This is a genomic window from Allomuricauda sp. M10, from assembly GCF_020782875.1.
Lineage (GTDB): Bacteria > Bacteroidota > Bacteroidia > Flavobacteriales > Flavobacteriaceae > Flagellimonas.
This window is the reverse complement of sequence record NZ_JAJGBN010000003.1, coordinates 195864-220792: the sequence shown is the minus strand read 5'-3', so window position 1 is coordinate 220792 and position 24929 is coordinate 195864. Positions and strand designations below refer to the sequence as shown.

Sequence of the window (24929 nt, the reverse complement as noted above, 5' to 3'; positions counted from 1 at the left end):
CTGAAATGTGAATTTATCAAAATATATAGGTTAATATAGCATTTTTCATCATTTCAAGTACTCCATTTTAAAAACAAACCAACCTCACTAGCATTTATTCTTTCAAAAATGTAATATTTCGTCTCAGACCTTCCAGTTTGGTCCTTTTTACCGCCGACTTCTTGAAGATTTTATGGAACACGTCTTCGGTAATTTCTTCCCAATCCTTTTTGCTGAAGTTGAGCAAATCGGGATTCGGGTTGAATAAAGGTTCTTGATGTGGTTTTGAAAATCGGTTCCAAGGGCACACATCCTGGCATACATCACAACCGAACATCCAATCATCCAATTTGCCATGAAACTCGGAGGGTATTTCATTTTTCAATTCGATAGTGAAATACGAAATACATTTGCTACCGTCCACCACATAAGGTTCCACAATGGCCTGGGTCGGGCATGCATCGATGCAGGCTGTACAGGTTCCGCAATGGTCCGTTACCGGAGTGTCATATTCCAATTCCAGATCCACAATGAGTTCTGCAATAAAGTAAAAAGACCCCACTTGTTGCGTCAACAGATTGCTGTTTTTGCCGATCCAACCCAAACCACTTTTGGCTGCCCATGCCTTGTCCAAAACGGGCGCCGAATCTACAAAGGCACGCCCATGCACTTCCCCGATTTCCTCTTGGATAAATTGAAGCAGATGTTTGAGTTTGTCCTTTATCACAAAGTGATAATCGGTTCCGAAGGCGTATTTGGAAATCTTGTATGAATCCGGTTGCTGCTCTTCGGAAGGAAAATAATTCAACAAAAGGGAAATGACGGATTTGGAACCTTCCACCAATTTGGTCGGATCCAAACGCTTGTCGAAATGGTTTTCCATATACCTCATTTCGCCATGCATGTTCTGGTTGAGCCATTTTTCCAATCGCGGCGCTTCGATTTCCAAAAAACCGGCCTTGGAAATACCGCACGACAAAAAACCGAGGCGTTTGGCTTCAGTCTTGATCATTGCTGTATGGTCTTGGGTATTCACAAAACGAATATAGTTATTTGTTTGGCCTACCTAAAAATGATCTTATTTCGTTTTGGTGATATGATATTCCTTTTGGTAGAATTCCATGATGGGTTGGAAGGGTCCCAGCTGATGCTGTTCCTCTGAGAAAGGATCCACGTAGGGGCCGTAGGGCGTGGAGACAGGCTTTTTGAGAAGATTTGGAAAGTCGGCTTCCCGATTGGCCTTAGTGGGCCGAAGCTGTTGGTTGATGAATCCGGCCACATCATAGGCCTCTTCATCCGTCAAAATTGGATTTTCGTATGTAGTGCCAAAGGGCATATTGGCCTTGATGAATTCTGCCGCAGTAATGACACGGGTCATACCTGCTCCGTTATTATAGGAATCAGGACCCCATAACGGTGGATAAAGATATAAATCACTATCGACCATTTTCTGGCCTTGGCCATCCGCTCCATGGCAAACTGTACATTGTTGTTCAAAGACTTTCTTGCCATGCTCCATATCTACGGCACGGTTCGGCAGTTCTACGGTCACAAACCCTTGACCTTCAATATTCCCGTCGGATGGCGCCGTTTTTCCCAGCCAATCCATATAGGCAACCAAAGCTACCATGGCCTCGCTATCCTCTGGCATTTTACTTCCGTTCATGCTGCGTTCCATACAACCATTTACTCGTTCCTGAATGGTTCCGATCTTGTCCTCCCGCCCACGATATTGTGGAAAACGTTTGACCACTCCTATAACAGGAGCAGCAAAAAGTTGGGTACCCGCATTGAGGTGGCAACTGGCGCATGCGAGATTGTTTCCAGCGAATTTCTGATTACTATCCGTTTGTTGGGGTCCAATATGAAGGGGGGTATTCCTGAAAATTTCAAAGCCTTTTTTGATCAGGTCATTTTCAACAGAGGCGGTTAGTTGGTTAACGTCATATTCGCCATACTCAACCATTTCAGGTTCGGTTTCGGAAGAAAGCAACCCATCAAAGGCACCAAAACGCAACATCAAAATGACAAAGGAAAGAAGCATGATCATCCCCATTCCAATTCCAACTTTAAGGCCAAGCCTTTTGATTTGAATCGAAAGCGATTGTCCATCTTCCAAGTGTGATGGTTTCGTGTTCTTTATTGGTTCACCCATAAGGTTTAAAGGTTGTGACCACTTTTCAAATGCAGTAAGTACAAATCGTAGAATTGGGGACTAACACCTTGTTTTTCCATTGTTGAATAGTCAGAAATAATCCTAAACCACTGATAAACATAGCACTATGTAAGATACGAAAAAGAAATGGATTTTTTTAACATTTTGGATGCCCGCCTAAAATGAAAGCAGCTTTTAAAAAAGACCTCCCTGAACGCCTCCTTTAATCCTGCCCAAGTGCTTGTATGCCAATTCGGTAACCTCTCTTCCACGAGGTGTACGCATGATGAACCCTTGTTGGATCAAGAAAGGTTCATACACTTCTTCAATGGTTTCGGCACTTTCAGAAACGGCCGTGGCCAAAGTGGTAATCCCCACGGGGCCACCTTTAAACTTATCGATGATGGTTGTAAGAATCTTATTGTCCATTTCATCCAAACCATGGGCATCAACATTTAATGCTTTGAGACCAAATTGAGAAATACCCAAGTCAATGCTTCCATTTCCCTTGATCTGGGCAAAATCCCTTACCCTACGCAATAAGGCATTGCAAATCCTTGGAGTACCCCTACTCCTACCAGCAATTTCAATGGCCGCTTCTTGGGATATAGGCACTTTTAAAATTTCGGCGCTACGTTCCACGATGGTGGACAACAATTCGGTATTGTAATATTCCAAACGACTTTGTATACCGAACCTGGCCCGCATTGGAGCCGTGAGCAAACCAGATCGGGTAGTGGCCCCGATCAAGGTGAAGGGGTTCAAATTTATCTGGACGGTACGGGCATTGGGACCCGTTTCGATCATGATATCAATTTTGTAATCTTCCATGGCGGAATACAAGTATTCTTCCACTATGGGGCTCAAGCGATGAATTTCGTCAATAAAGAGTACATCCCTTTCATCCAGATTGGTCAACAATCCTGCCAAATCGCCTGGTTTGTCCAGTACCGGGCCGGAAGTAACCTTGATATTTACCCCAAGCTCATTGGCCAGAATATGTGCCAAAGTAGTCTTTCCCAATCCGGGAGGGCCATGAAAAAGGGTATGATCTAATGCCTCCCCACGAAGGTTAGCCGCCTGCACGAATACCTTCAAGTTTTCCAATACCTGTGCCTGCCCTGTAAAATCATCGAATGAAATGGGCCGTAATGCCCTTTCAATATCGAGTTCTTCTTGGCTGAAATTATCCGCAGTTGGGTCTAAGTGTTCGTTCATCGCTTAACAAATATAGTCCAAAACGACATGGCAAGAAATAATCTTGATGTATTGAAAAATGGAGATGTCATTTACCACTTTCACTCTATTTTTTTGATGAGTTGGGAGGTATCCAAAAACTCTAGCATGGTAATTTGTGGGGTTCCATAAAGGTACACCCTGGAGTTGCCTTTTAAACTAAGTTCAATATCCCGAAAGGCATATACCCACGCACTGGGGTCATTTTCCATCGTCAGGATCAAATTGCCCACTTCCATCTTTTCACCTTTCAATTTGGCATCGCCCATTAGCTTGGCCTGGATTCTATCCGAAGTTCCTTCAATGGCCAAGGTGGCATTTCCTTCCAGATCCACCAATCCGGTTTCGTTCACCGCATATACAAAAGCTTCGGCCCTGTGTCCCATGCTGATGTTCAACGAATCCACATCCACATTAAAATTTCCGTTGCTGTTATCTTCCAAATTGATATCCATAACAGCCGCATTTGCCTTGATATCCAATTTGGTCTGATTGAACCCATCCACAAAGAGCTCATCACTTTCAATAATATCCTTTGAAACAACACTGCCATCCTTGAGGGTTATGGCCCTTAGATCTGTATAGTTGATAGTGACATCGAATTGCTTCTTTGCGGTAACATCGTAATAGGAACTGATGATCAACGTACCATCTTCCACATTGAATTTTAGGATATCGATCAAATTATCATCTGCGGTAACGCGATAACCCGGTCCGAATGATTTTTCCAACACTATATCCAAATTATCATTGAGTACAATGGCATTGAACGGAGGAAGTTCTTCGCTCACTTCAGTAACAATACGACTGCCCTTTATTTTGGGTTTTCGTTGACCGATGGACAACAGGGGCAAGAGCGCAATCAATAGCAGAATAATCTTTTTCACGGTGAACTATTTTGGGGTATCGTTATCTAAAGATATTATAAATCTATACATATCAGAACACTACAAACAAAAAAGCCCATCCTAAAGGATGGGCCCTGTATTTGGTTCAACATATTAATGGTTGAGTTCTTCCTCATTTTCTTGCAGTGGAACGTTCTGGGGAACGAAATCCTGTCCTGCAATGATGTACTCCCCATTTTCATAAGTCTTACTATAATCGTAAGCCCAACGGTATACATGGGGAATTTCTCCTGGCCAGTTTCCATGGATGTGCTCCTGTGGAGCGGTCCACTCCAATGTATTGGAGCTCCAAGGGTTAGCTGGTCCCTTTTTACCGTAGAAAATGCTACTGATAAAGTTGTACACGAAAATCAACTGGGCCAAACCTGCGATGATGGCAAAAACCGTCATCAACACCTGAACATTGGTCAATTCATCAAACATTGGGAAAGCGGTGTTCTCATAGTAACGCCTTGGTACACCGGCCATACCCACAAAGTGCATCGGGAAGAAAATACCATAAGCACAAATGGCGGTAATCCAGAAGTGTACATAACCCAAGTTTTTGTTCATCATCCTACCTTGGAACATTTTAGGGAACCAATGGTAAATACCGGCGAACATACCATACAAAGCTGAGATACCCATTACCAAGTGGAAGTGAGCCACAACGAAGTACGTATCGTGTACGTTGATGTCCAATGTACTGTCACCCAAAATAATACCAGTTAAACCACCAGTGATGAAGGTAGAAACCAATCCGATGGAGAACAACATGGCAGGGTTCAACTGAAGGTTACCCTTCCATAGCGTTGTGATATAGTTAAATGCTTTAACTGCAGATGGAATCGCAATCAACAAAGTTGTAAAGGTAAATACGGAGCCCAAGAATGGGTTCATACCTGAAATGAACATATGGTGACCCCATACGATGGTTGATAGGAAGGCAATGGCCAAGATAGAGGCCACCATCGCCCTATATCCGAAGATAGGTTTTCTAGCGTTGGTAGACATTACTTCTGAAGTAATACCCAAAGCAGGCAACAATACGATGTAAACCTCTGGGTGACCCAAGAACCAGAATAAGTGCTCATACAATACGGGTGAACCACCTTGATAATGCAATACTTCACCTTGAATAAAGATATCAGAAAGGAAGAAGGAAGTACCAAAGCTTCTATCCATGATCAACAACAACGCTGCTGACAACAATACTGGGAAAGAAACCACACCGATGATGGCAGTTACAAAGAAAGCCCAAATGGTCAATGGCAAACGGGTCATGGACATTCCCTTGGTCCTTAAGTTGATTACCGTAACGATATAGTTCAACGAACCTAAAAGGGATGATGCGATAAAGATTGCCATGGATACCAACCAAAGGGTCATACCCATACCAGAACCGGATTGTGCCATAGGCAAGGCGCTCAATGGTGGATAAATGGTCCAACCAGCAGCTGCAGGTCCTGCTTCAACAAACAAGGAGAGAATCATAATCACACTGGAAACAAAGAACATCCAATATGATACCATGTTCATAAAACCAGAGGCCATATCCCTAGCACCGATTTGCAATGGAATAAGCAGGTTACTAAAAGTACCGCTTAATCCCTGAGTCAATACAAAGAATACCATCAATGTACCGTGGATGGTGACCAAAGCCAAGTAAATATCGGCATCCATAACACCTTCTGGTGCCCATTTGCCTAAAACAGCCTTGAAAATCCCGAAAGACTCCCCTGGCCATGCCAATTGCATTCTAAACAACAATGACATTGCAATACCGACGAATCCCATGATCAGACCCGTAATCAGATATTGTTTGGATATCATCTTGTGGTCTTGACTGAAGATATATTTGGTTACGAAGGTCTCCTTATGATGATGCCCGTGATCTTCGTGTCCGTGTTCGTGTGCAGTAGCTGACATAATCTCTTTTAAATTTTGTATTGGTTCTTTTCCTAGCCTGTATTATTCCGCGGGTGCCATGCTGGCCTTAAAGGTCTTCTGCTCCGCCATCCATTTATTGAATTCCTCCTCGGTCTCCACTATGATCTTCATTTGCATGTTATAGTGAGACTTACCACAAATCTTATTACAAAGCAAGATATAATCGAATTCCCATGGGTCTGAATTTGGCAAGCCTTCGGCTGCCTTTTTGGCCCTGATCTCATTGGTTCGTTTTACCTTTTCAACGATATCGGGGTTTAAACGCATTTCTTCCGTAGTAATGGTTGGTGTGAAAGAAAACTGTGTGATCATACCTGGTACGCAGTTCATTTGTGCCCTAAAGTGGGGCATATATGCGGAGTGCAAAACATCCTGAGACCTCATTTTAAAGTTTATCTTTCTTCCAACTGGCAAGTGCAATTCTTTTACGATAACATCGTCATCACCATTGGGATCGGATTCATCGATACCCAAAACGTTTGCCCTATCAATATCGATCAAACGCACGTTGGCATCACCCAATACATTGTCTTCGCCAGAGTAGCGAGCGGTCCAGTTGAACTGCTGTGCATATAGCTCCACAACCAAAGGATCATCATCATCATTGAAATCCATAATGTTGCTCCAAGTATATAATCCCCAAAGGATCAAACCTGCCAAAACGATTACGGGAATAATGGTCCAGATGAACTCCAAACGGTCGTTGTCCGCAAAGAAAAGTGCTTTATTGCCTTTTTCTCCCCTGTATTTAAACCCAAAGTAGTGCAATAACGCTTGGGTAATGGTCTGTACAAAGAAGATGATAGCGAAGGAAATCCACATCAATTGGTCATAATCACCACCATGTTCCGAAGCAGCTTCCGGCAACAACATTTTTCCATAGCTCACAAAGCTAAAAATGGTGATTCCATAGATGAAAATCAGGAATCCGAACAAAAGATAGCCGTTGTTCTTGTTATCGGAGTCGTTCGCAATCTCTGCGTACTCTGTTTTAGCTTGTGACAATTCGAAAATCTTGGTCATTTGCCAAATCGCAATCGCCACCAATACCAGAACAGTCAATGTTAATAATGCAGTCATCGTTTATCTATCTAAGACTTAAATCGTATTAATAATGAAAATGCTTACTTTCCTCAATGAACGGGTTACGTTTGGGCTGCAATGGAGCCTTCGTCAAGGTGGTGAACACCCAGAACACAAACAAACCACCAAAGAACAGTACGCCACCAATCTCCGGCAATCCAATATACCACTGATCCCCAACCGTAGCTGGCATCACCATGTTGAAGATATCCAAATAGTGACCTGCCAATACCACAATACCGGCCATTACCACAAACCAGTTTACCCGTTTGTAGTCACTGTTCATCAACACCAACAATGGGAATACAAAGTTCATGACCAACATACCAAAAAATGGCAATTTGTAATCTTGGAACCTTGCGATGTAATACGTTACTTCTTCAGGGATATCCGCATACCAAATCAACATGAATTGGGAGAACCATAGGTATGTCCAGAAAATGCTGATACCGAACATGAACTTGGCCAAATCGTGGATGTGGCTGTTGTTTACATTTTCCAAATATCCTTTGGATTTTAGATAAATGGTCACCATAGCGATAACGGTAATACCCGATACGAACATACTGGCAAATACATACCATCCAAATAGGGTACTGAACCAGTGTGGATCCAAACTCATGATCCAATCCCAAGACATCATGGACTCGGTAACCAAGTAGAACACCAAGAAACCGGCAGACCACCTAAAATTCTTCACAAAGTTGCTGTTGTCATCAGACGCATCTTGGGCCAAGGACAATTTTCTGGAATACTCCCTGTAGAAAATCCAACCTCCCAAGAATAGGGCGGCCCTGACCAAGAAGAATGTAGTGTTCAAATAGCCAGATTTGCCTTGCAACAGTTCGTCATGGGCAACAGTATCTGCATCCATCCAAACGAACAAATGGTTGATATGAAGGGAGGAAAGAACCAAAATCACGAATACAATGATACCACCAGGCACCAAATATCCGGTGATACCTTCCATCACCCTGAACAAAATTGGGGACCAACCAGCCTGAGCGGCCCTTTGAATGGCATAGAATGCCAATACCCCCAATGAAATCATAAAAAAGAAGAAAGCGGCAACATATAGTGCAGACCAAGGTCTGTTCTGTAATTGATGCAACAAATGTGTATCATGTGAAGCATCATGCCCTTCTTCGTGGGAAGCTTGTGCACCATGGCCCTGTTCCTCTCCGTGGCTCTCCACAGTAGCTTCTGCGTGGCCACCTCCATGTCCTTCTTCATGTACCGCTACCATGGCCTTGGCCTCTTCCACTGTTGATGGGGCGGATACAAAACCGATTACCAATAAAATTGCCCCAAGGGCCATGGCAATGAAAGATCCTATTCTAAGTCTGTTTGAAAAGGTGTACATAGTTTGCTCTTATCCAATTATTTTGTTAGGTCTTCCTTTAATTTCATCACATATTCAGATACCTGCCACATCTCTTCTTCATTGGCGAACTGAGAGGCGTAGGAACCCATGGAATTCAATCCGTAGTAGATGGTGTGGTACGTTGTACCAACGGTAATGTTACGGGCCACATCATCATAACTGGGAACACCCAATATTTTTTCACGTTTTACAAGATTACCCTGTCCGTCTCCTTTTGTACCATGGCAAATGGCACAATAGATATCGTACAGCTCCCTGCCCTTGGCCAAGTTGGAATCCATTTGAAGGGAATCCAATGGACTTGGGTTCAATCTTGCCAATTCTTTTCCTTCCGGAGTGTTTTCGAACTCATAGGGCATGTAACCTCTGGAGATGGTACCTGCTACAGGCAACATGGCCTCGGTTCCATCGGGGAACAAGCCATTGTCAACACCTTGATAGGTTTCATAACCAACGGGTTCGTACATGTTCGGCATGAATTGGTAGTTTGGACTGTTCTTATCGGCACAGGATGCCACGAGCAGTACCAAGACCAAAGCAACACTTATTTTACCTAATTGCTTCATATTATTAAGACTCCTTTTCTGTAACTTTTACTTCTACCGCTCCTGTTTCCCACAAAAGATCGGCAAGTTCCTTTTCATTGTCGTGTACTCCAATTTCCATCAAAAAGTGGTCGTCGGTAGTACGTTTATCCGGGTTTTCCGCTTTTTTAAAGGGCCACATCCTACTTCTTAAATAGAAAGTGATCACCATCAAGTGGGCCGCGAAGAAAACCGTTAACTCGAACATGATCGGTACAAAGGCCGGCATGTTTTCCAAATAGCTAAAACTTGGCTTACCACCAATATCCTGTGGCCAGTCCTTGATCATGATATAGTTCATCATGACAATAGCTACTGTAAGCCCCAAACAGCCATACATAAAGGAGGTGATCGCAATACGGGTACCTGCCAATCCCATAGCCTTGTCTAGACCGTGAACAGGGAACGGGGTGTACACTTCCTCTATATGATGGTGCTCTGCCCTAACTTTTTTTACGGCATGCATCAACACATCGTCATCGTTGTAAAGTGCCTGAATAACTTTTGATGCCATAATTACTGTTTATCTTCATTTAGTTTTTTTGCCTGTCCGGCCCAATCATCACGTTGTGCCCTTCCTGGAAAGGAACCGGTAATGGAATCCAACAGGTCATATTCTTTCTCGGTCATGCGGCTTACCTGAGCAAAGGTGTAGATACCAATTTGGTTCAACGTCTGCTCCATTTGAGGACCGATGCCCTTCACTTTCTTCAAATCGTCCGCAGTCTCCGTTTCTGGGTCGAATGTTCCAATAGTCTCCAACAACGTAGAAACATGAGCCTCGTTTGCTTCCGCTTTTGGAGTTTCTGCAACTGTAGTTTTTCCTTTTACAGCAGGCATTTCATACAAAGGCTTGCCTGCTTCACGTAATTTTTTGTACTTCTCACCAGAAGCCTTCAAGATGGATTTTACTTCCGCCTGGGCGATTACTGGGAATGTTCTGGAATACAACAGGAACAATACGAAGAAGAATCCGATGGTTCCCACAAAGATTCCGATATCCACAAAGGTTGGGGAGAACATGGTCCAAGAAGATGGAAGGTAATCCCTGTGCAATGAGGTTACGATGATCACGAAACGCTCGAACCACATCCCAATGTTTACTACAATGGAGATGAAGAAAGAGAACATAATACTGGTACGTAGTCTCTTGATCCACATAAACTGAGGAGAGAACACGTTACAAGTCATCATGGACCAATATGCCCAAGCATAAGGGCCTGTTGCCCTGTTCAAGAAGGCATACTGCTCATATTCCACTCCGGAATACCAAGCGATGAACAACTCGGTGATATAGGCACATCCTACGATGGAACCTGTGATCATGATCACCAGGTTCATCAATTCAATATGTTGTAGGGTGATATATGCTTCAAGGTTGCACACTTTTCTCATGATGATCAAAAGCGTGTTCACCATGGCAAATCCAGAGAAAATCGCACCGGCAACGAAGTACGGTGGGAAGATGGTGGTGTGCCATCCTGGAATTACCGACGTGGCAAAGTCAAAGGATACGATGGTGTGTACAGAAAGTACCAGAGGAGTGGCCAAACCTGCCAAAACCAAGGAAACTTCCTCAAAACGTTGCCAGTCTTTGGCACGACCTGTCCAACCAAAACTCAAGATTCCATAGATCTTTTGTTGGAAAGGTTTTACCGCCCTATCACGGATCATAGCGAAGTCAGGCAAAAGACCTGTCCACCAGAACACCAAGGATACGGACAAATAGGTTGAAATCGCAAATACGTCCCAAAGCAACGGTGAGTTAAAGTTCACCCAAAGGGATCCGAACTGGTTCGGGATAGGAAGTACCCAGTAACCCAACCATGGACGACCCATGTGGATGATCGGGAACAAACCTGCCTGAACAACGGAGAAAATGGTCATCGCTTCCGCAGAACGGTTGATCGCCATTCTCCATTTTTGCCTGAACAGCAAAAGTACGGCCGAAATCAGGGTTCCAGCGTGACCGATACCCACCCACCACACAAAGTTGGTGATGTCCCAGGCCCAGTTAACGGTTCGGTTAAGACCCCAAACCCCAATACCCGTGGAAACGGTATAAATGATACATCCTAGACCCCAAAGGAATGCCACAAGGGCAATGGTGAAAACAATCCACCACTGTTTGTTGGCCCTTCCCTCAACCGGACGGGCAATGTCCACTGTTACATCGTGGTATCCTTTGTCTCCGACAACTAAGGGCTTTCGAATAGGTGCTTCGTAATGCGACGCCATAATTTATCTTCTAGTTACTTCTTTTTTATTTGATTAAGCCTCTGTGGTGTTACGTACCTTAACATGATAGAACACATTAGGTTTGGTTCCTACGTGCTCCAACAAGTGGTACATTCTATCATCTTCCTTCAACTTGGCCACTTTGCTTTCTTTATCGTTCACATCACCAAAGACCATCGCTCCAGTACTACAAGCTGCTGAACAAGCTGTTTGGAACTCACCATCCTTGATCACCCTTCCGTCCCTCTTGGCATCCAAGATGGTTTTCTGGGTCATTTGGATACACATGGAGCATTTTTCCATCACACCACGTGAACGAACATTCACATCGGGGTTGATTACCATTTTACCCAAATCGTTGTTCATGTTGAAGTTGAACTCGTCATTGTTGTTGTACAAGAACCAGTTGAACCTACGAACTTTATAAGGACAGTTGTTGGCACAGTATCTAGTACCCACGCAACGGTTGTATGCCATGTGGTTCTGACCTTGTCTACTGTGAGAGGTTGCCGCAACAGGGCAAACCGTTTCACAAGGAGCGTGGTTACAGTGCTGGCACATTACCGGCTGGAAGGCCACCTGTGGATTGGCCGATGGATCTTCCATTGACCTGAATCCGCCCAAGGAACCTTTTTCTCCCCAAAGGCCGTCCATACTTTCCTTTTTCTCATTGTCTTCTTCAAAAGTCTCTTCGGAAGAATAATATCTATCGATGCGCAACCAGTGCATATCACGGGAACGTCGCATTTCTCTCTTACCAACAACTGGAACGTTGTTCTCTGCATGACAAGCGATCACACAAGCCCCACATCCTGTACAAGCATTTAAATCGATGGAAAGGTTGAAGTGGTGCCCGATGGAACGATCAAAAGAATCCCAAAGATCTGCATCCGGAGATGTAACAGGGATTTCTTGATGGTTCAACGTAACTTGAGGCATGTGGTTCCACTCGGCGTGATCTTTGGTATTGAAGATTTCCAAGGTGGTTTCCTTGATGATATCTCCCCTACCCATCAACGTTTTGTGGGATTGGATACAGGCAAACTCGTGAGTACCTGCAGCTTTTTCAACTGTTACGGACTGTACGTTGGAGAAATTGGAATACAGGGCATAAGCGTTTACACCATTGATCATTTCGTCCTGCATACCGGCCTTTTTGCCATATCCGAAAGAAAGACCAACTGTACCTTCGGCCTGACCTGGCTGCACGATTACCGGAACATTGTCCAATACCTTGCCATCCACGGTCAATTTTACGTAACTACCGTTCAATCCTCCATCAGCAACGATTTCATTTTCAAGGCCCCACTTTTCAGCATCGGCTTTGGAAACGGTTACGTAGTTATCCCAAGACACCCTTGAAATAGGATCTGGGAACTCTTGCAACCATGGGTTGTTGGCCTGACGACCATCTCCCATTCCCGTTTTGGAATACAATACCAATTCGGTACCGGCACTCGTGGCGTTCACCAAGGAGCGAATCGCAGAAGCGATAGGTACCACGGTGGTTTCTTGAGCTTCGGTTGCATCAGCTGAAACAGCCTCGGCAACTTCTTCACTTTCTATAGCAGGAGCCATGAAAACACCATCTTGCAAGGCTTTGTTCCAAGAACCACCTTGAAGTACATCGGTACTCCATGTTTCCTTAATATAATCGTAGTATGTTTTATCACTGCCCATCCAGCTCAACAAAGCGGTTTGGAACTGTTTGGTATCGAACAATTCTCGGATAGCAGGTTGCATCAAGCTGAATTGTCCTTTTTTGAACTGGGCATCACCCCAAGATTCCAAATAATGCGAAGCAGCCCCAACATAAGAAGCAGCTTGTGCCGTTTCATCATTGCTGAACGAGAAGGCCACGGATAAATCCACTTTTTCAAGTCCAGAAACAAACTCTTCTGAATTTGGAAGGGTGTACACCGGGTTCACACCATCCATCAACAAGGCACCTACACGACCTGCGTTCATATCGGCAATCAACTTGGTTACCTTGGCAGTATCTCCCTGACGGATGTATTTTGGATTTTCAGCATCGAAAGCTTCGCTCGCCAACAATTGGTTGATAGCCAAAACTACGGTTTGTGCATTTACGTCGTTAAGACCACTGACCACAACCGCTTTGCTTCCTGCTTTTTTAATTTCAGCAGCTACTTTTTCAACAGCATCATCCACATCGGAAGTACCACCACCAACATTACTGCCATTCAATTTGCCATACAATTTGGCCAAGGCAATTTTCTGTTGGGTCGGGGTCATTAAGTAGCGTTTGTCGGCATTGGCACCAGACAGGGACATGTTAGACTCCAATTGGATGTGTCTAGACATTTTACCATGTTTGGGCACCCTACCTTTGGCGTAACCACCATCAAAACCGCCACCTTGCCAATCTCCAAGGAAATCAGCACCAAAGGAAACGATCAATTCGGCCTTTTCAAAGTCGTAATCGGCCAAGGCACGTTCGCCATAAGCCATTTGATATGCATTAAGCGCGGCATCCTCAGAAATGGCATCGTAAACCACGTGGCTTACGTTTTCACCATAGGCAGCCTTGAACTCAGCAATCAATTTATCGGTAGAAGGGCTCGCATACGTTTGGGTCAATAGGACCACTTGTTTGCTGGAACCTTTCAAGCTGTTCAATTTGGCCCTTACTGTGGCATCAAGAACCTTCCATTCGATTGGTTCTCCTTTTGCCAAAGGACCTTGAACTCTTTTACTGTCATAAAGGGAAAGTACGGAAGCCTGTACCCTGGCATTGGCACTTCCTAGAACCTTGGCATCGGTATTGTTCTCGATCTTGATCGGTCTTCCCTCCCTGGTCTTTACCAAAATACTGGCAAAGTCAAATCCATCGGCAATGGTGGTAGCGTAGTAATTGGCCACACCGGGAACGATTCGGTCCGGCTGCACCACATAAGGAATGGATTTGTGCACTGGGCCCTCACAGGCAGCAATGGTAGCCGCCGCTGTGCTGAAACCCACATATTTCAAAAAGTCCCTTCTGGAGGTATTGGAGGCCGACAGGTTTTCCTTGTCGCCCAAAAACTCATCAACGGGAATCTGTTCTGTAAACTCGTTGTGTCTTAGCGCCTCAACAATGGAATCGTTCGGATTCAACTCCGCTTCACTTTTCCAATATTTCTTGTTTGATGCCATACGATATATCTGAGATTATCTGCTTTTTAATTCTTAATAGTGACACTTACCACATTCGATACCACCCATCATGGCGGCAGTCAACTGCTCCACACCATATTTCTTGGATAGTTCCTCATGAATGGCCTCGTAGTATTCGTTGCCTTCCATCTTCACGTTGGTGGTACGGTGACAATTGATACACCATCCCATGGTAAGCGGGGAGAATTGCTCCACGATTTCCATTTCCTCAACCGGACCGTGACATGTCTGACAGGCAACTCCGGCAACGGTTACGTGTTGAGAGTGGTTGAAGTAAGCAAAATCAGGAAGGTTGTGAACCCTAACCCACTCTACAGGTTGTGTCTCACCCGTGTATTTTTGATTCTCCTCGTCCCATCCAACGGCTTTGTACAGTTTCTTGATCTCACCGGTGTAGAAATCATTGGTATGCCCAGCAGCCAAATCTTCAGCTGAAGGTCCTTCAGGATTTCCAGCGTATTGGTAAATGGATTTGTGACAGTTCATACACACGTTCAATGAAGGAATCCCGGAAGTTTTGGAAACCCTTGCAGAGGAGTGACAATATTTACATTCGATTTTGTTATCCCCAGCATGCACTTTATGGGAGAAGTGGATAGGTTGAACAGGAGCATATCCTTGATCAACGCCTACCTGCATCATGTACCCATAAGCAAAGTATGCACTGGCCAATAAAAGGAGAATCGACGTAACCAACACCAAGAACTGGTTTTGGGCGAATGCCTTCCAAATGGGCAATCTTTTTTCTTTCTCCTGCTCAAGAACAACGCCATTGGCCTCTGCAATACGACGCAAGGTTTTGTTCACCAAGATCAACATCACCACCAATAGACCAAAAACAAGTGCCAAGGCACCTAAGATCATTTCATTGGAGATTCCACCAGAAGCACCAGCAGATCCTGTACCGGCATCAGCGGCAGTTGCTGTTGCAGCTGCAGGGGTTGCGGGAGGCGCGGCTGTATAGGCAAGGATATCATCGATATCTTGATTGGAAAGGGTTGGGAACGGCGTCATGGCTGCTTGATTGTACTCCGCATAAAGCGCAGTGGCATAAGCATCGCCAGAAGCAATTACCCCAGGGCTGTTCTTCACCCAAGCATAGATCCACTCACGATCCAAACCGGCATCGTCAGATAAACGTTGCTCCACATTGGCCAAGGCAGGACCGGTCATCTTGCGATCCAACGCGTGACAAGCGGCACAGTTTTGGTTGAAAAGCTGTTTTCCTTTGGCAGCATCACCTGCACCAGCAGCAGCTGTTTCTTCCTGGGCGTAAAAAGAAGTGGAGAAAAGTAGGAGAGTTAGACCTAAAACTTTTGAAAATAGATGGCGGTATAAAACCTTTTTCATATTTACGAAATTTCTATCGAAATCCTTGGCACGGTTCTTTCTATTGAAATTGAGAACAATAGCTTTTTGCGCTACCAAGAGTGGCAACAAAAGTAAGACATACAGGCATTTTTTAAAATGTTAAGGTATTTATAACATCTAATTTATAAAGATTCTAAATAAACTGGCTCGATCCGGTTTCGAACATAATAAATTACATTTGCACAAACAGATAATCCTAAAATACCGGAATACCATGAAAACTCCCGTATTTACTACCATTTTACTAGGTTTAACACTTCATCTTTCCGCACAGGAGGGCAAGGTGACTATACAGCAAGATCCTAAAATTGACCAACTGGTAAAATTATATGCCGACGTAAATTCCAAATCGGGATTTTACCAAATACAAGTTGGTTTTGGCGACTACCAAAAGGCCCAAAATCTAAAATCCCAAGTGGAAATCGATTTTCCGGATTGGTATTCTAAAATTGAGTTCGAGTCTCCAACATATCGAGTAAGATTAGGTCGATTCAAGACGAAATTGGAAGCAGAACGAAAGTATCTGGAAGTTCGAAAGAAATATCCGGATGCCATGCTCCTAAAACCGGAGAACGAATCCAAATCATAAAAAAATCCCGCCAAGAGCGGGATTTTCTTTTTTTAGTATTATCAAAACGATTACAGCTTTTTCTTTACTGCAACCTCTTGGAAGGCCTCAACAATATCCCCTTCCCTAATATCATTGTAATTCTTGATCTGTAATCCACAGTCATATCCTTTGGATACTTCCTTAACGTCATCCTTAAATCGTTTCAAAGAAGCCAAATCACCAGTATAGACTACCACACCGTCACGGATCAACCTCACATGGGAATTCCTAAAAATCTTACCACTGGTGACCATACATCCTGCAATGGTACCCACTTTGGAAATCTTGAAGGTTTCCCTGATCTCGGCATTACCTGTAATCTCTTCCTTAATCTCTGGCGACAACATCCCTTCCATCGCATCCTTAAGATCGTTGATGGCATCGTAGATGATGGAATAGGTCCTGATATCGATTTCTTCCTTATCGGCAACCTGACGGGCATTCCCCATCGGCCTTACGTTAAATCCGATGATGATCGCGTCAGATGCACTGGCCAACAACACGTCCGATTCGGTAATGGCACCCACACCTTTGTGGATGATGTTCACCTGAATCTCGGCGGTCGACAATTTCTGGAACGAATCGGTCAAAGCCTCCACGGAACCATCCACATCCCCTTTTAGGATAATGTTCAACTCCTTGAAGTCGCCCAACGCGATACGTCTTCCGATCTCGTCCAACGTAATGTGACGCTGTGTTCTTACCGACTGTTCACGTTGTAATTGTGAACGTTTTGCGGCAATTTGCTTGGCCTCGCGTTCATCCTGCAACACATTGAACCTATCACCCGCTTGTGGTGCCCCATCCAATCCCAAAATGGAAATTGGTGTGGAAGGTCCTGCTTTTTTGATGACTTTTCCGCGTTCATCCTGCATGGCCTTAACCTTACCACTACAAGTTCCTGCCAATACATAATCACCGATGTTCAAAGTACCTGATTGTACCAAAACGGTGGAAACGTATCCACGTCCTTTGTCCAAAAAGGCTTCCACCACGGTACCGGAGGCTAACTTGTCAGGATTTGCCTGTAGCTCCAACAATTCGGCTTCAAGCAATACTTTTTCCAACAATTCCTTAACTCCCTGGCCTGTTTTGGCAGAAATATCATGGGACTGTATCTTACCTCCCCAATCTTCAACCAAAAGGTTCATTTGGGCCAGTCCTTCTTTTATTTTATCTGGATTGGCCGTAGGCTTATCCACTTTGTTAATGGCAAACACAATAGGTACACCAGCAGCCTGGGCGTGACTGATCGCTTCCTTGGTCTGTGGCATGATGTCATCATCCGCAGCGACCACAATGATAGCGATGTCCGTAACCTGGGCACCACGCGCACGCATTGCGGTAAACGCTTCGTGACCCGGTGTATCCAAGAAGGTTATTCTTTGACCACCTTCCAAGGTTACTCCGTACGCACCAATGTGCTGGGTGATACCACCGCTTTCCCCTGCGATTACGTTCTCTTGACGAATGTAATCCAGCAACGAGGTTTTACCGTGGTCTACGTGACCCATTACAGTTACGATCGGCGCCCTCGGTTTCAAGTCTTCCGCCGCATCCACTTCTTCCTCAATAGCCTCCTCTATATCTGCGGTCACGAATTCAACTTCGTATCCAAACTCGTCGGCTACAATGGAAAGGGTCTCTGCATCCAAACGTTGGTTCATAGTCACCATGATACCCAACGACATACAGGCAGAAATAATTTTGGTAGTAGGAACATCCATCATGGCAGCTACCTCGTTCACTGTCACAAACTCGGTAACCTTGAGGATTTTGCTTTCCAATTCCTGTTGTTCGAGGTCCTTTTCCGTTTGTTGACGGTGTTGGTCCCTTTTCTCCCTACGATATTTAGCTCCTTTGCCCTTGCTGGTCTTTCCTTGAAGTTTCTCCAAGGTTTCCCTAACTTGCTTTTGTACTTCTTCTTCGGTAGGCTCTACCTTAGGCATGGTTGATGGACGTTGCCCTCCTTTTCGGGGGCCTTGTCCGTTGCCCATTGGTCTATTTTGTTGACCATTGCCCCCTTGTTGTGGACCGTTTTTAACAATACGCTTTCTGCGTTTTCTTCTATCCGCCCCGGCATCCGAACTACCTGCATTGGACTTTTGGTTGTCCTCTTTTTTCTTCTTCGGTTTTTCGAATTGGGAAAGATCTATCTTATCACCCGTGATCTTGGGTCCGGAAAGTTTTTGGTATTGGGTTTTGATAGTCTCGGGTTCGCCGGATTTTTCCTCCTCTTGAACCTTCTCCACTTTTTCAACCTTGGGCTCCACCTTTTCAACTTTCGGCTCAACTTTTACCTCCTCTTTTTTAACCTCCACTACTGGTGGTTTCTCTTCAACCGGAGGGGTTGGCTTTGGCTCTTCAACCACTTCTTGTTTAGGCTCTTCTACCTTGGGCGCACTTGGTTTTTCGTCAAGGTCTATTTTACCTACCGTTTTAGGTCCGGCAAGTTCGGCCTTGGCCTTGATTACCTGTTGCTCGGAATTGCGTTTTTCCCGGGCAATCCTTCGTTCCTCCTGTTCCTGTTCCATTTGGACACGGATAGCTTCTTTTTCCTTCCTCTTTTCTTCTCCAACTTCTTTGGAAGCTACCTTTTTACTCCTATCCGTTTGGAACTCATCCAACAGGACCTGATACACCTCATCTGAAATTTTTGTTGTAGGACGTGCCTCTACATCGTGGCCTTCCGCCGCAAGGTAGTCCACCGCCCTTTCCAGTGAAATGTTCAATTCCCTAAGAACTTTATTAAGTCGTATTGTTGGATTTTCTGCCATAAATTAAATTCCTTGCCCTAAAATTCGCTGCTAATATAAGTCTAATCTTCAAATTCTTCCTTCAGGATGCGAATCACATCCATGATAGTTTCCTCTTCCAAATCGGTTCGCTTGGTAAGGTCGTTCAGATCGTGTTCCAAAACGCTACGTGCGGTATCCAATCCAATTTTCTTGAATTCCTCGATTACCCAGCTTTCGATTTCATCGGAGAACTCGGTCAATTCCACATCTTCTTCCACTCCTTCACGGAACACATCTATTTCATAACCAGTCAATTGACCAGCCAATCGTATGTTATGCCCTCCTCTACCGATAGCCTTGGAAACTTCCTCTGGCTTTAGGTAAACCTGGGCGGTTTTTTTCTCCTCGTTCAATTTTACGGAAGAAACCTTGGCAGGGCTCAATGCCCTTGTGATCATCAATTGTGAATTGTTGGTCCAGTTGATCACATCGATGTTCTCATTACCCAATTCACGAACGATCCCATGGATACGTGACCCCTTCATACCCACACAGGCACCTACCGGATCGATCCTGTCATCATAAGAATCCACGGCGACCTTGGCTTTTTCACCAGGAATACGTACCGCTTTTTTGATGGTGATCAAACCATCGAACACTTCCGGAATTTCTTGGAAGAACAATTGCTCCAAGAAAGTTGGGGAGGTCCTTGACATGATAATGGTAGGTTTGTTCCCTTTCAACTCCACGCTCTCGATGATTCCACGTACATTGTCCCCTTTACGGAAAAAGTCGGATGGAATCTGTTTTTCCTTTGGAAGGATGATCTCATTGCCCTCATCGTCCAACAAAATCACGGCCTTGTGACGGATGTGGTGCACCTCAGCGGTATAGATCTCACCTTCAAGGTCTTTGAATTGCTTGTAGATTGTTGTGTTATCGTGCTCATGGATCTTGGAAATCAAATTTTGGCGCAATGCCAAAATGGCCCTTCTACCCAAATCGATAAGTTTCACTTCTTCAGATACATCTTCCCCAACTTCAAAATCGGGCTCGATCTTTCTAGCTTCGGTAAGGGAGATTTCCTCATTGGGATCTTCCACTTCACCATCTTCCACAACCACACGGTTTCTCCATATCTCCAAATCCCCTTTGTCAGGGTTGATGATGATATCAAAATTGTCGTCAGAACCAAATTTCTTCTTGAGGGCACTTCGGAATACTTCTTCCAAAATGGCCATAAGGGTCACCCTGTCTATAAACTTATCGTCCTTGAACTCCGAAAAGGATTCGATGAGCGCTAGGTTTTCCATTTTTCTACTACGATTAAAATTTTAATATAACTTTTGCTTCCTGGATATCAGAAAAGGCAATTTGTTCCCTTTTCTGTACTGTTACCTTTCCCTTACCGGTGGGTTTGGGCTCACGCGCCTTCCACTCCAAGGTAATACTATTTTCAGAGGCGTCCACCAATGTACCTTCCAATTCTTGGCCGTTGGTGCGCACCTTTAACTGTCTTCCAATATTCTTGGTAAACTGACGGGGCAACCGCATGGGAGAAGCCGCTCCGGCGGAGGCTACCTCAAGCGAAAAATCTTCTTCCTCACGGTCGAGGTTATGCTCTATGGCCCTGCTCACATCCATACAATCTTGAAGGCTCACTCCCTTATCACCGTCCAAAACCACTTTGATCGTGTTATCCCCGCCTACGGTAAAATCAATCAAAAACAAGGAAGGACGTTCTTCCAAGGCCTTGTTCAACAACGATTCCACTTTTTCCTTCAACATAAGAGATCAGCAATAAAAGAGGGGACTCAAAGTCCCCTCATGAATACTTCTATATCCGTTCAGTGGCGCAAATATACGACAAATATTCCTGCAAGTGCAAGTATGTGGCACACAAATCATTTGACAGTACTTTATTCATGTTGCATTTGGTCTAGACCACCCTAAATTTACTTGCCCTTTCCAACATCACTCCACGTAAAATTTCATACGCAAGGCAAGACCCAGACTCAACAAATTTACCCATTAACATGGCTATTTATCCATTTCACAACAAATATTTTCAGTAAAGTATACCAAGATTAGTTTTGTATGCAAATCAACAAGGAACATGACCTCAACATTGTTCGTCAAGGGAAGATATCCTAAAATTTCCAATGGCTATAAGGCTTTATTGGTTTTCTTTTTATGGGGAACCTTCCTCTCTTTTTCGCAGACTACGCTTTGGAGTGAAAACTTCACGTATGGCAACGGCACCACTAGTGGTACGGCCTCGGGGCCATCGGCCTCTAGTTGGACCACCACCAGTGGAAGTGCGCTTTCTGTGCGCAGCAACGAACTACGTGCCCGAAATTTGGGCGGAACAGGTACTTGGCAAGTAAACTCCATCGACATTACCGGGTATTCCTTCATCAGCTTTAGTATGGACACCAGGGTAAATGACCCCAGCCAAATGGACGATGGACAGGACTATTTTATTGGGGAATACCGTATTGATGGAGGTTCTTGGCAACAATTTGTAAATAGATCGGGATCGAATTCAAATCCCCTGAATTCATCTTACACCGTTAATATAGCCTCATCAAGTAACACTTCTCTCGAAATCAGGGTACGGATGTACAACAACAACAATAACGAACAATATTTTATCGACAATGTGGCAGTTGAAGGGGTCTCGGGTATTTGTAACGGGGAAATCGACTTTGATTTTTATGATGGGGTTCCTTCAGGGAGTACGGTAAACAATATTCCCACTTCTGGAGCATTGGGCTCCGGGGTGTATTCCAGTTTTGATGTCAACGCACTTCAAAACCAAGAAGACCCGGGTGATACGGATAGCTTCGGGATACGATATAATGGTTACCTACTCATCGATACCGCTGGCAGTTATACCTTTTATACCTCTTCGGATGATGGTTCCAAACTTTACATTGACGGAGTACAGATCGTGGACAACGATGGAAACCATGGCAACCAAGAAAGATCGGGTTCCGTTACCTTAACAGCAGGCTTGCATGATATTACCGTCCTGTTTTTTGAAAACGGAGGAAGTGCCAACTTGGCCGTACAGTATCAGGGACCTTCCATTTCCAAACAGAATATTCCTTTTTCCAAATTATATTCCAATTGTTCCCAACCCGACTTGGATAATGATGGGGTTCCGGACAGTACGGACGTTGATGACGACAATGATGGCATTTTGGATACGGATGAGTGTGGGGGAGCAACAGGAAGCACCTATGTGCAGACTGCAACGAACGTACAATATTTCAATAACGCCTCTAACGCCCAAGGAAATCCAGGCACCACATATGCGGCCAACTCAACATCAACCTATCAAGGGCAGTCCATCATTACATTACAATTTGCCCAAGTGATACCAACAGGCACAACGGTTAGTGTATTTTTATCGGCAGATCCTGTGGTTTCCACTTCAGATATGCAGATTCAATACACCAATGGAAACTGGTTGGCAAGTGCCAATGCTATTCCTTCAGGATCCATTACAGAAATAACCTTTACCGTTTCAGCCAGTAATTTTCAATCTTTTAGGGTGATGGCGTACCAGATTGGGGCAAGGGTCCATGGTGCCAGTTATGGAGGGGCATTTGATTGCTCCACTGTGGACACTGATGGTGATGGAATACCCAACTATCAAGATTTGGATAGTGATGGGGACGGCATTCCCGATAACGTGGAAGCGCAAACTTCAACAGGTTACACGGCACCATCGGGAACCGATTCTGATAACGACGGATTGGACAATGCTTATGAAACTAGTGGCATCGCCTATATTGATACCGATGGAGATGGCACCCCGGATTTCTTGGATACCGACAGTGACAATGATGGTACCAATGATACTACTGAGGCCGCTTTGACACTTTCTGGAAGCGATTCCGATAACGACGGATTGGACAACAACATCGATACCACATCAGGTTATGGGGACCCAGGAGGTACTATTGACGATCCTACCACGACAAGTGGGGGCAGCTTGGTATTACCTGATTCCGATGGGGATTTGGGTTCTGGAGGGGATCTGGATTTTAGGGATGATACGCTCAATGCCGACCAACCACCTTCCATAACCGCAACAGGAGATCAGATTTTCTGTCCGGGTGGCACCGTAAATATTACGGAGAGTGTGTCCATTACCGACCCAGATAGCACTACTCTTGATGCTATTTATGTTCAGATTACAAGTAATTACAACAATACAGGGGATGTGTTGACCCTCACGGGTACCCACCCCAACATTTCATCCAGTTGGGATGTATCAGAAGGAAGATTGACCTTGACCGGGCCCGCCACCCTTGCTGAATTTGAAACCGCAGTAAGTGCAGTTGTTTTTCAGACGACGGCAACGGTAACCTCTGGAGATACCCGTACCTTTTCCATAGTTTTGGATGAAGCAAATTACTTGGCTTCAACTGGCCACTATTATGAATATGTACCTGCATTGGGCATTACTTGGACAAACGCCCGTGATGCAGCGGCCCTCCGAACTTTTTATGGTCTTCAAGGTTACTTGGCCACCATTTCCATCCAAGATGAGTCCGATCTTTTGGGTTCGCAGGCACCAGGTGCTGGTTGGATCGGCGCCAGTGATGCCGCTTTGGAAGGGGATTGGTATTGGGTAACCGGTCCGGAAGCTGGAACTTTGTTTTGGAGGGGCAATGCAGGTGGTACCGCTTATGGCTATGAGTTCTGGAATGCTGGGGAACCAAATCAGTCCGGAGACGAAGACTATGCACACATAACCGCTCCAGGTGTAGGTTTGCCCGGTTCTTGGAACGACCTTTCCAATACAGGAGCTGCCAGTGGCGATTATCAACCCAAGGGATATTTAGTGGAATATGGAGGCATGGCAGGTGACCCTGCAGCTCCGAATTTGGCTGCCACAACGACCATTACCGTTGATCCAACGGCACCAACGGCAAGTGCTCCGGCCCCATTGACCGTGTATTGCTCCGGAGATATTCCAACAGCGGATGTGACTGTGATTACCGATGAAGCCGATAACTGCGACCCAAGTCCGACCGTTACATTTATCAGTGATGTAAGCAATGGAGGATCCAATCCAGAAATTATCACTAGAACATACAGGATTACAGATGCCTCAGGCAACACATTTGATGTGGAACAGACCATTACGGTGGATCCTTTCACAATTGACACACAACCTGCAGATCAAAACATAATTGTGGGCAACAATGGAAGTTTTTCCGTTTCCACCACTGGAATTGATACCTACCAATGGGAAGTAAGCACTGATGGCGGAAGTAATTTTGTTCCGTTGGCCGATGGCGCCGATTACAGCGGAACTTCTACGGCCAACCTTACGGTGAGCAATCCGGATTTGGATAAAAACGGATATATCTTCCGGGTGTTGGTCTCCAACTCCACAGCAAGTTGTTCCGCTCTAACATCAAGCCAAGCAACGTTGAACCTGAAAGTAGGCACAGTCATCACCAATAGAAAAGTTACCTATCGCGTAAATAAAAACTAACGAAAAAAAGGAGCCAAAT

General features: G+C 44.8%; 17 protein-coding genes. 2 read left to right on the top strand and 15 right to left on the bottom strand.

Annotated elements, in window-relative coordinates; genetic code table 11:
- Window positions 1-94: 94 nt before the first annotated feature.
- The 12 genes from queG to LKX84_RS09885 all read right to left on the bottom strand — a co-directional run bounded on the left by queG (window position 95) and on the right by LKX84_RS09885 (window position 16023).
- Entirely contained in the window at window positions 95-991 is an 897-nt protein-coding gene (queG, locus tag LKX84_RS09940; RefSeq protein ID WP_228237016.1) for a tRNA epoxyqueuosine(34) reductase QueG, read from the bottom strand.
- Between the two features lie 66 nt (window positions 992-1057).
- The gene (locus tag LKX84_RS09935; protein ID WP_228237015.1) at window positions 1058-2134 is read right to left on the bottom strand and encodes a c-type cytochrome; all 1077 of its coding nucleotides are present in this window, start codon (window positions 2132-2134) and stop codon (window positions 1058-1060) included.
- Window positions 2135-2329: 195 nt separating this feature from the next.
- Window positions 2330-3352 carry a Holliday junction branch migration DNA helicase RuvB gene (gene ruvB, locus LKX84_RS09930; protein ID WP_228237014.1) on the bottom strand — a complete coding sequence of 341 codons (1023 nt, stop codon included), beginning with the start codon at window positions 3350-3352 and terminating at the stop codon, window positions 2330-2332.
- Window positions 3353-3432: 80 nt separating this feature from the next.
- A complete protein-coding gene (locus LKX84_RS09925) occupies window positions 3433-4257 on the bottom strand; it encodes a GIN domain-containing protein (RefSeq protein WP_228237013.1) in 825 nt (274 codons plus the stop codon).
- A 114-nt stretch (window positions 4258-4371) separates the two neighbouring features.
- Window positions 4372-6186, bottom strand: a complete 1815-nt coding sequence (locus LKX84_RS09920) for a cbb3-type cytochrome c oxidase subunit I (RefSeq protein ID WP_228237012.1) — start codon at window positions 6184-6186, stop codon at window positions 4372-4374.
- A gap of 42 nt (window positions 6187-6228) precedes the next feature.
- Window positions 6229-7287, bottom strand: coding sequence for a cytochrome c oxidase subunit II (locus LKX84_RS09915; protein ID WP_228237011.1), 1059 nt, complete (start codon window positions 7285-7287; stop codon window positions 6229-6231).
- Between the two features lie 28 nt (window positions 7288-7315).
- Window positions 7316-8653: a quinol:cytochrome C oxidoreductase gene (locus LKX84_RS09910; protein WP_228237010.1), complete on the bottom strand. Its 1338-nt coding sequence runs from the start codon at window positions 8651-8653 to the stop codon at window positions 7316-7318.
- Between the two features lie 17 nt (window positions 8654-8670).
- Window positions 8671-9240: a c-type cytochrome gene (locus tag LKX84_RS09905; protein ID WP_228237009.1), complete on the bottom strand. Its 570-nt coding sequence runs from the start codon at window positions 9238-9240 to the stop codon at window positions 8671-8673.
- A 4-nt stretch (window positions 9241-9244) separates the two neighbouring features.
- Window positions 9245-9772 (bottom strand): DUF3341 domain-containing protein, encoded by a 528-nt coding sequence (locus LKX84_RS09900; RefSeq protein WP_228237008.1) that lies wholly within the window; start codon window positions 9770-9772, stop codon window positions 9245-9247.
- Between the two features lie 2 nt (window positions 9773-9774).
- Window positions 9775-11496, bottom strand: a complete 1722-nt coding sequence (gene nrfD, locus LKX84_RS09895) for an NrfD/PsrC family molybdoenzyme membrane anchor subunit (RefSeq protein WP_228237007.1) — start codon at window positions 11494-11496, stop codon at window positions 9775-9777.
- Window positions 11497-11529: 33 nt separating this feature from the next.
- Window positions 11530-14652 (bottom strand): TAT-variant-translocated molybdopterin oxidoreductase, encoded by a 3123-nt coding sequence (locus LKX84_RS09890; RefSeq protein ID WP_228237006.1) that lies wholly within the window; start codon window positions 14650-14652, stop codon window positions 11530-11532.
- A gap of 33 nt (window positions 14653-14685) precedes the next feature.
- On the bottom strand, window positions 14686-16023 hold the full coding sequence (locus LKX84_RS09885; RefSeq protein ID WP_228237005.1) for a cytochrome c3 family protein: 1338 nt from the start codon (window positions 16021-16023) through the stop codon (window positions 14686-14688).
- A 235-nt stretch (window positions 16024-16258) separates the two neighbouring features.
- Here LKX84_RS09885 and LKX84_RS09880 point away from each other — a divergent pair, with 235 nt between their 5' ends.
- Window positions 16259-16633: an SPOR domain-containing protein gene (locus LKX84_RS09880; protein ID WP_228237004.1), complete on the top strand. Its 375-nt coding sequence runs from the start codon at window positions 16259-16261 to the stop codon at window positions 16631-16633.
- Between the two features lie 50 nt (window positions 16634-16683).
- Here LKX84_RS09880 and infB read toward each other — a convergent pair whose 3' ends face one another.
- From infB to rimP, 3 genes are read right to left on the bottom strand one after another with little or no spacing between them, the layout of a single operon-like run.
- Window positions 16684-19431 carry a translation initiation factor IF-2 gene (gene infB, locus LKX84_RS09875; protein ID WP_228237003.1) on the bottom strand — a complete coding sequence of 916 codons (2748 nt, stop codon included), beginning with the start codon at window positions 19429-19431 and terminating at the stop codon, window positions 16684-16686.
- Window positions 19432-19472: 41 nt separating this feature from the next.
- Window positions 19473-20705 carry a transcription termination factor NusA gene (gene nusA, locus LKX84_RS09870; RefSeq protein ID WP_228237002.1) on the bottom strand — a complete coding sequence of 411 codons (1233 nt, stop codon included), beginning with the start codon at window positions 20703-20705 and terminating at the stop codon, window positions 19473-19475.
- A gap of 13 nt (window positions 20706-20718) precedes the next feature.
- Window positions 20719-21180, bottom strand: coding sequence for a ribosome assembly cofactor RimP (gene rimP / locus LKX84_RS09865; protein WP_228237001.1), 462 nt, complete (start codon window positions 21178-21180; stop codon window positions 20719-20721).
- A 328-nt stretch (window positions 21181-21508) separates the two neighbouring features.
- Between rimP and LKX84_RS09860 the strand changes: the two genes are divergently transcribed.
- Entirely contained in the window at window positions 21509-24910 is a 3402-nt protein-coding gene (locus LKX84_RS09860) for a PA14 domain-containing protein (protein WP_228237000.1), read from the top strand.
- The last annotated feature ends 19 nt before the right edge of the window (window positions 24911-24929 follow it).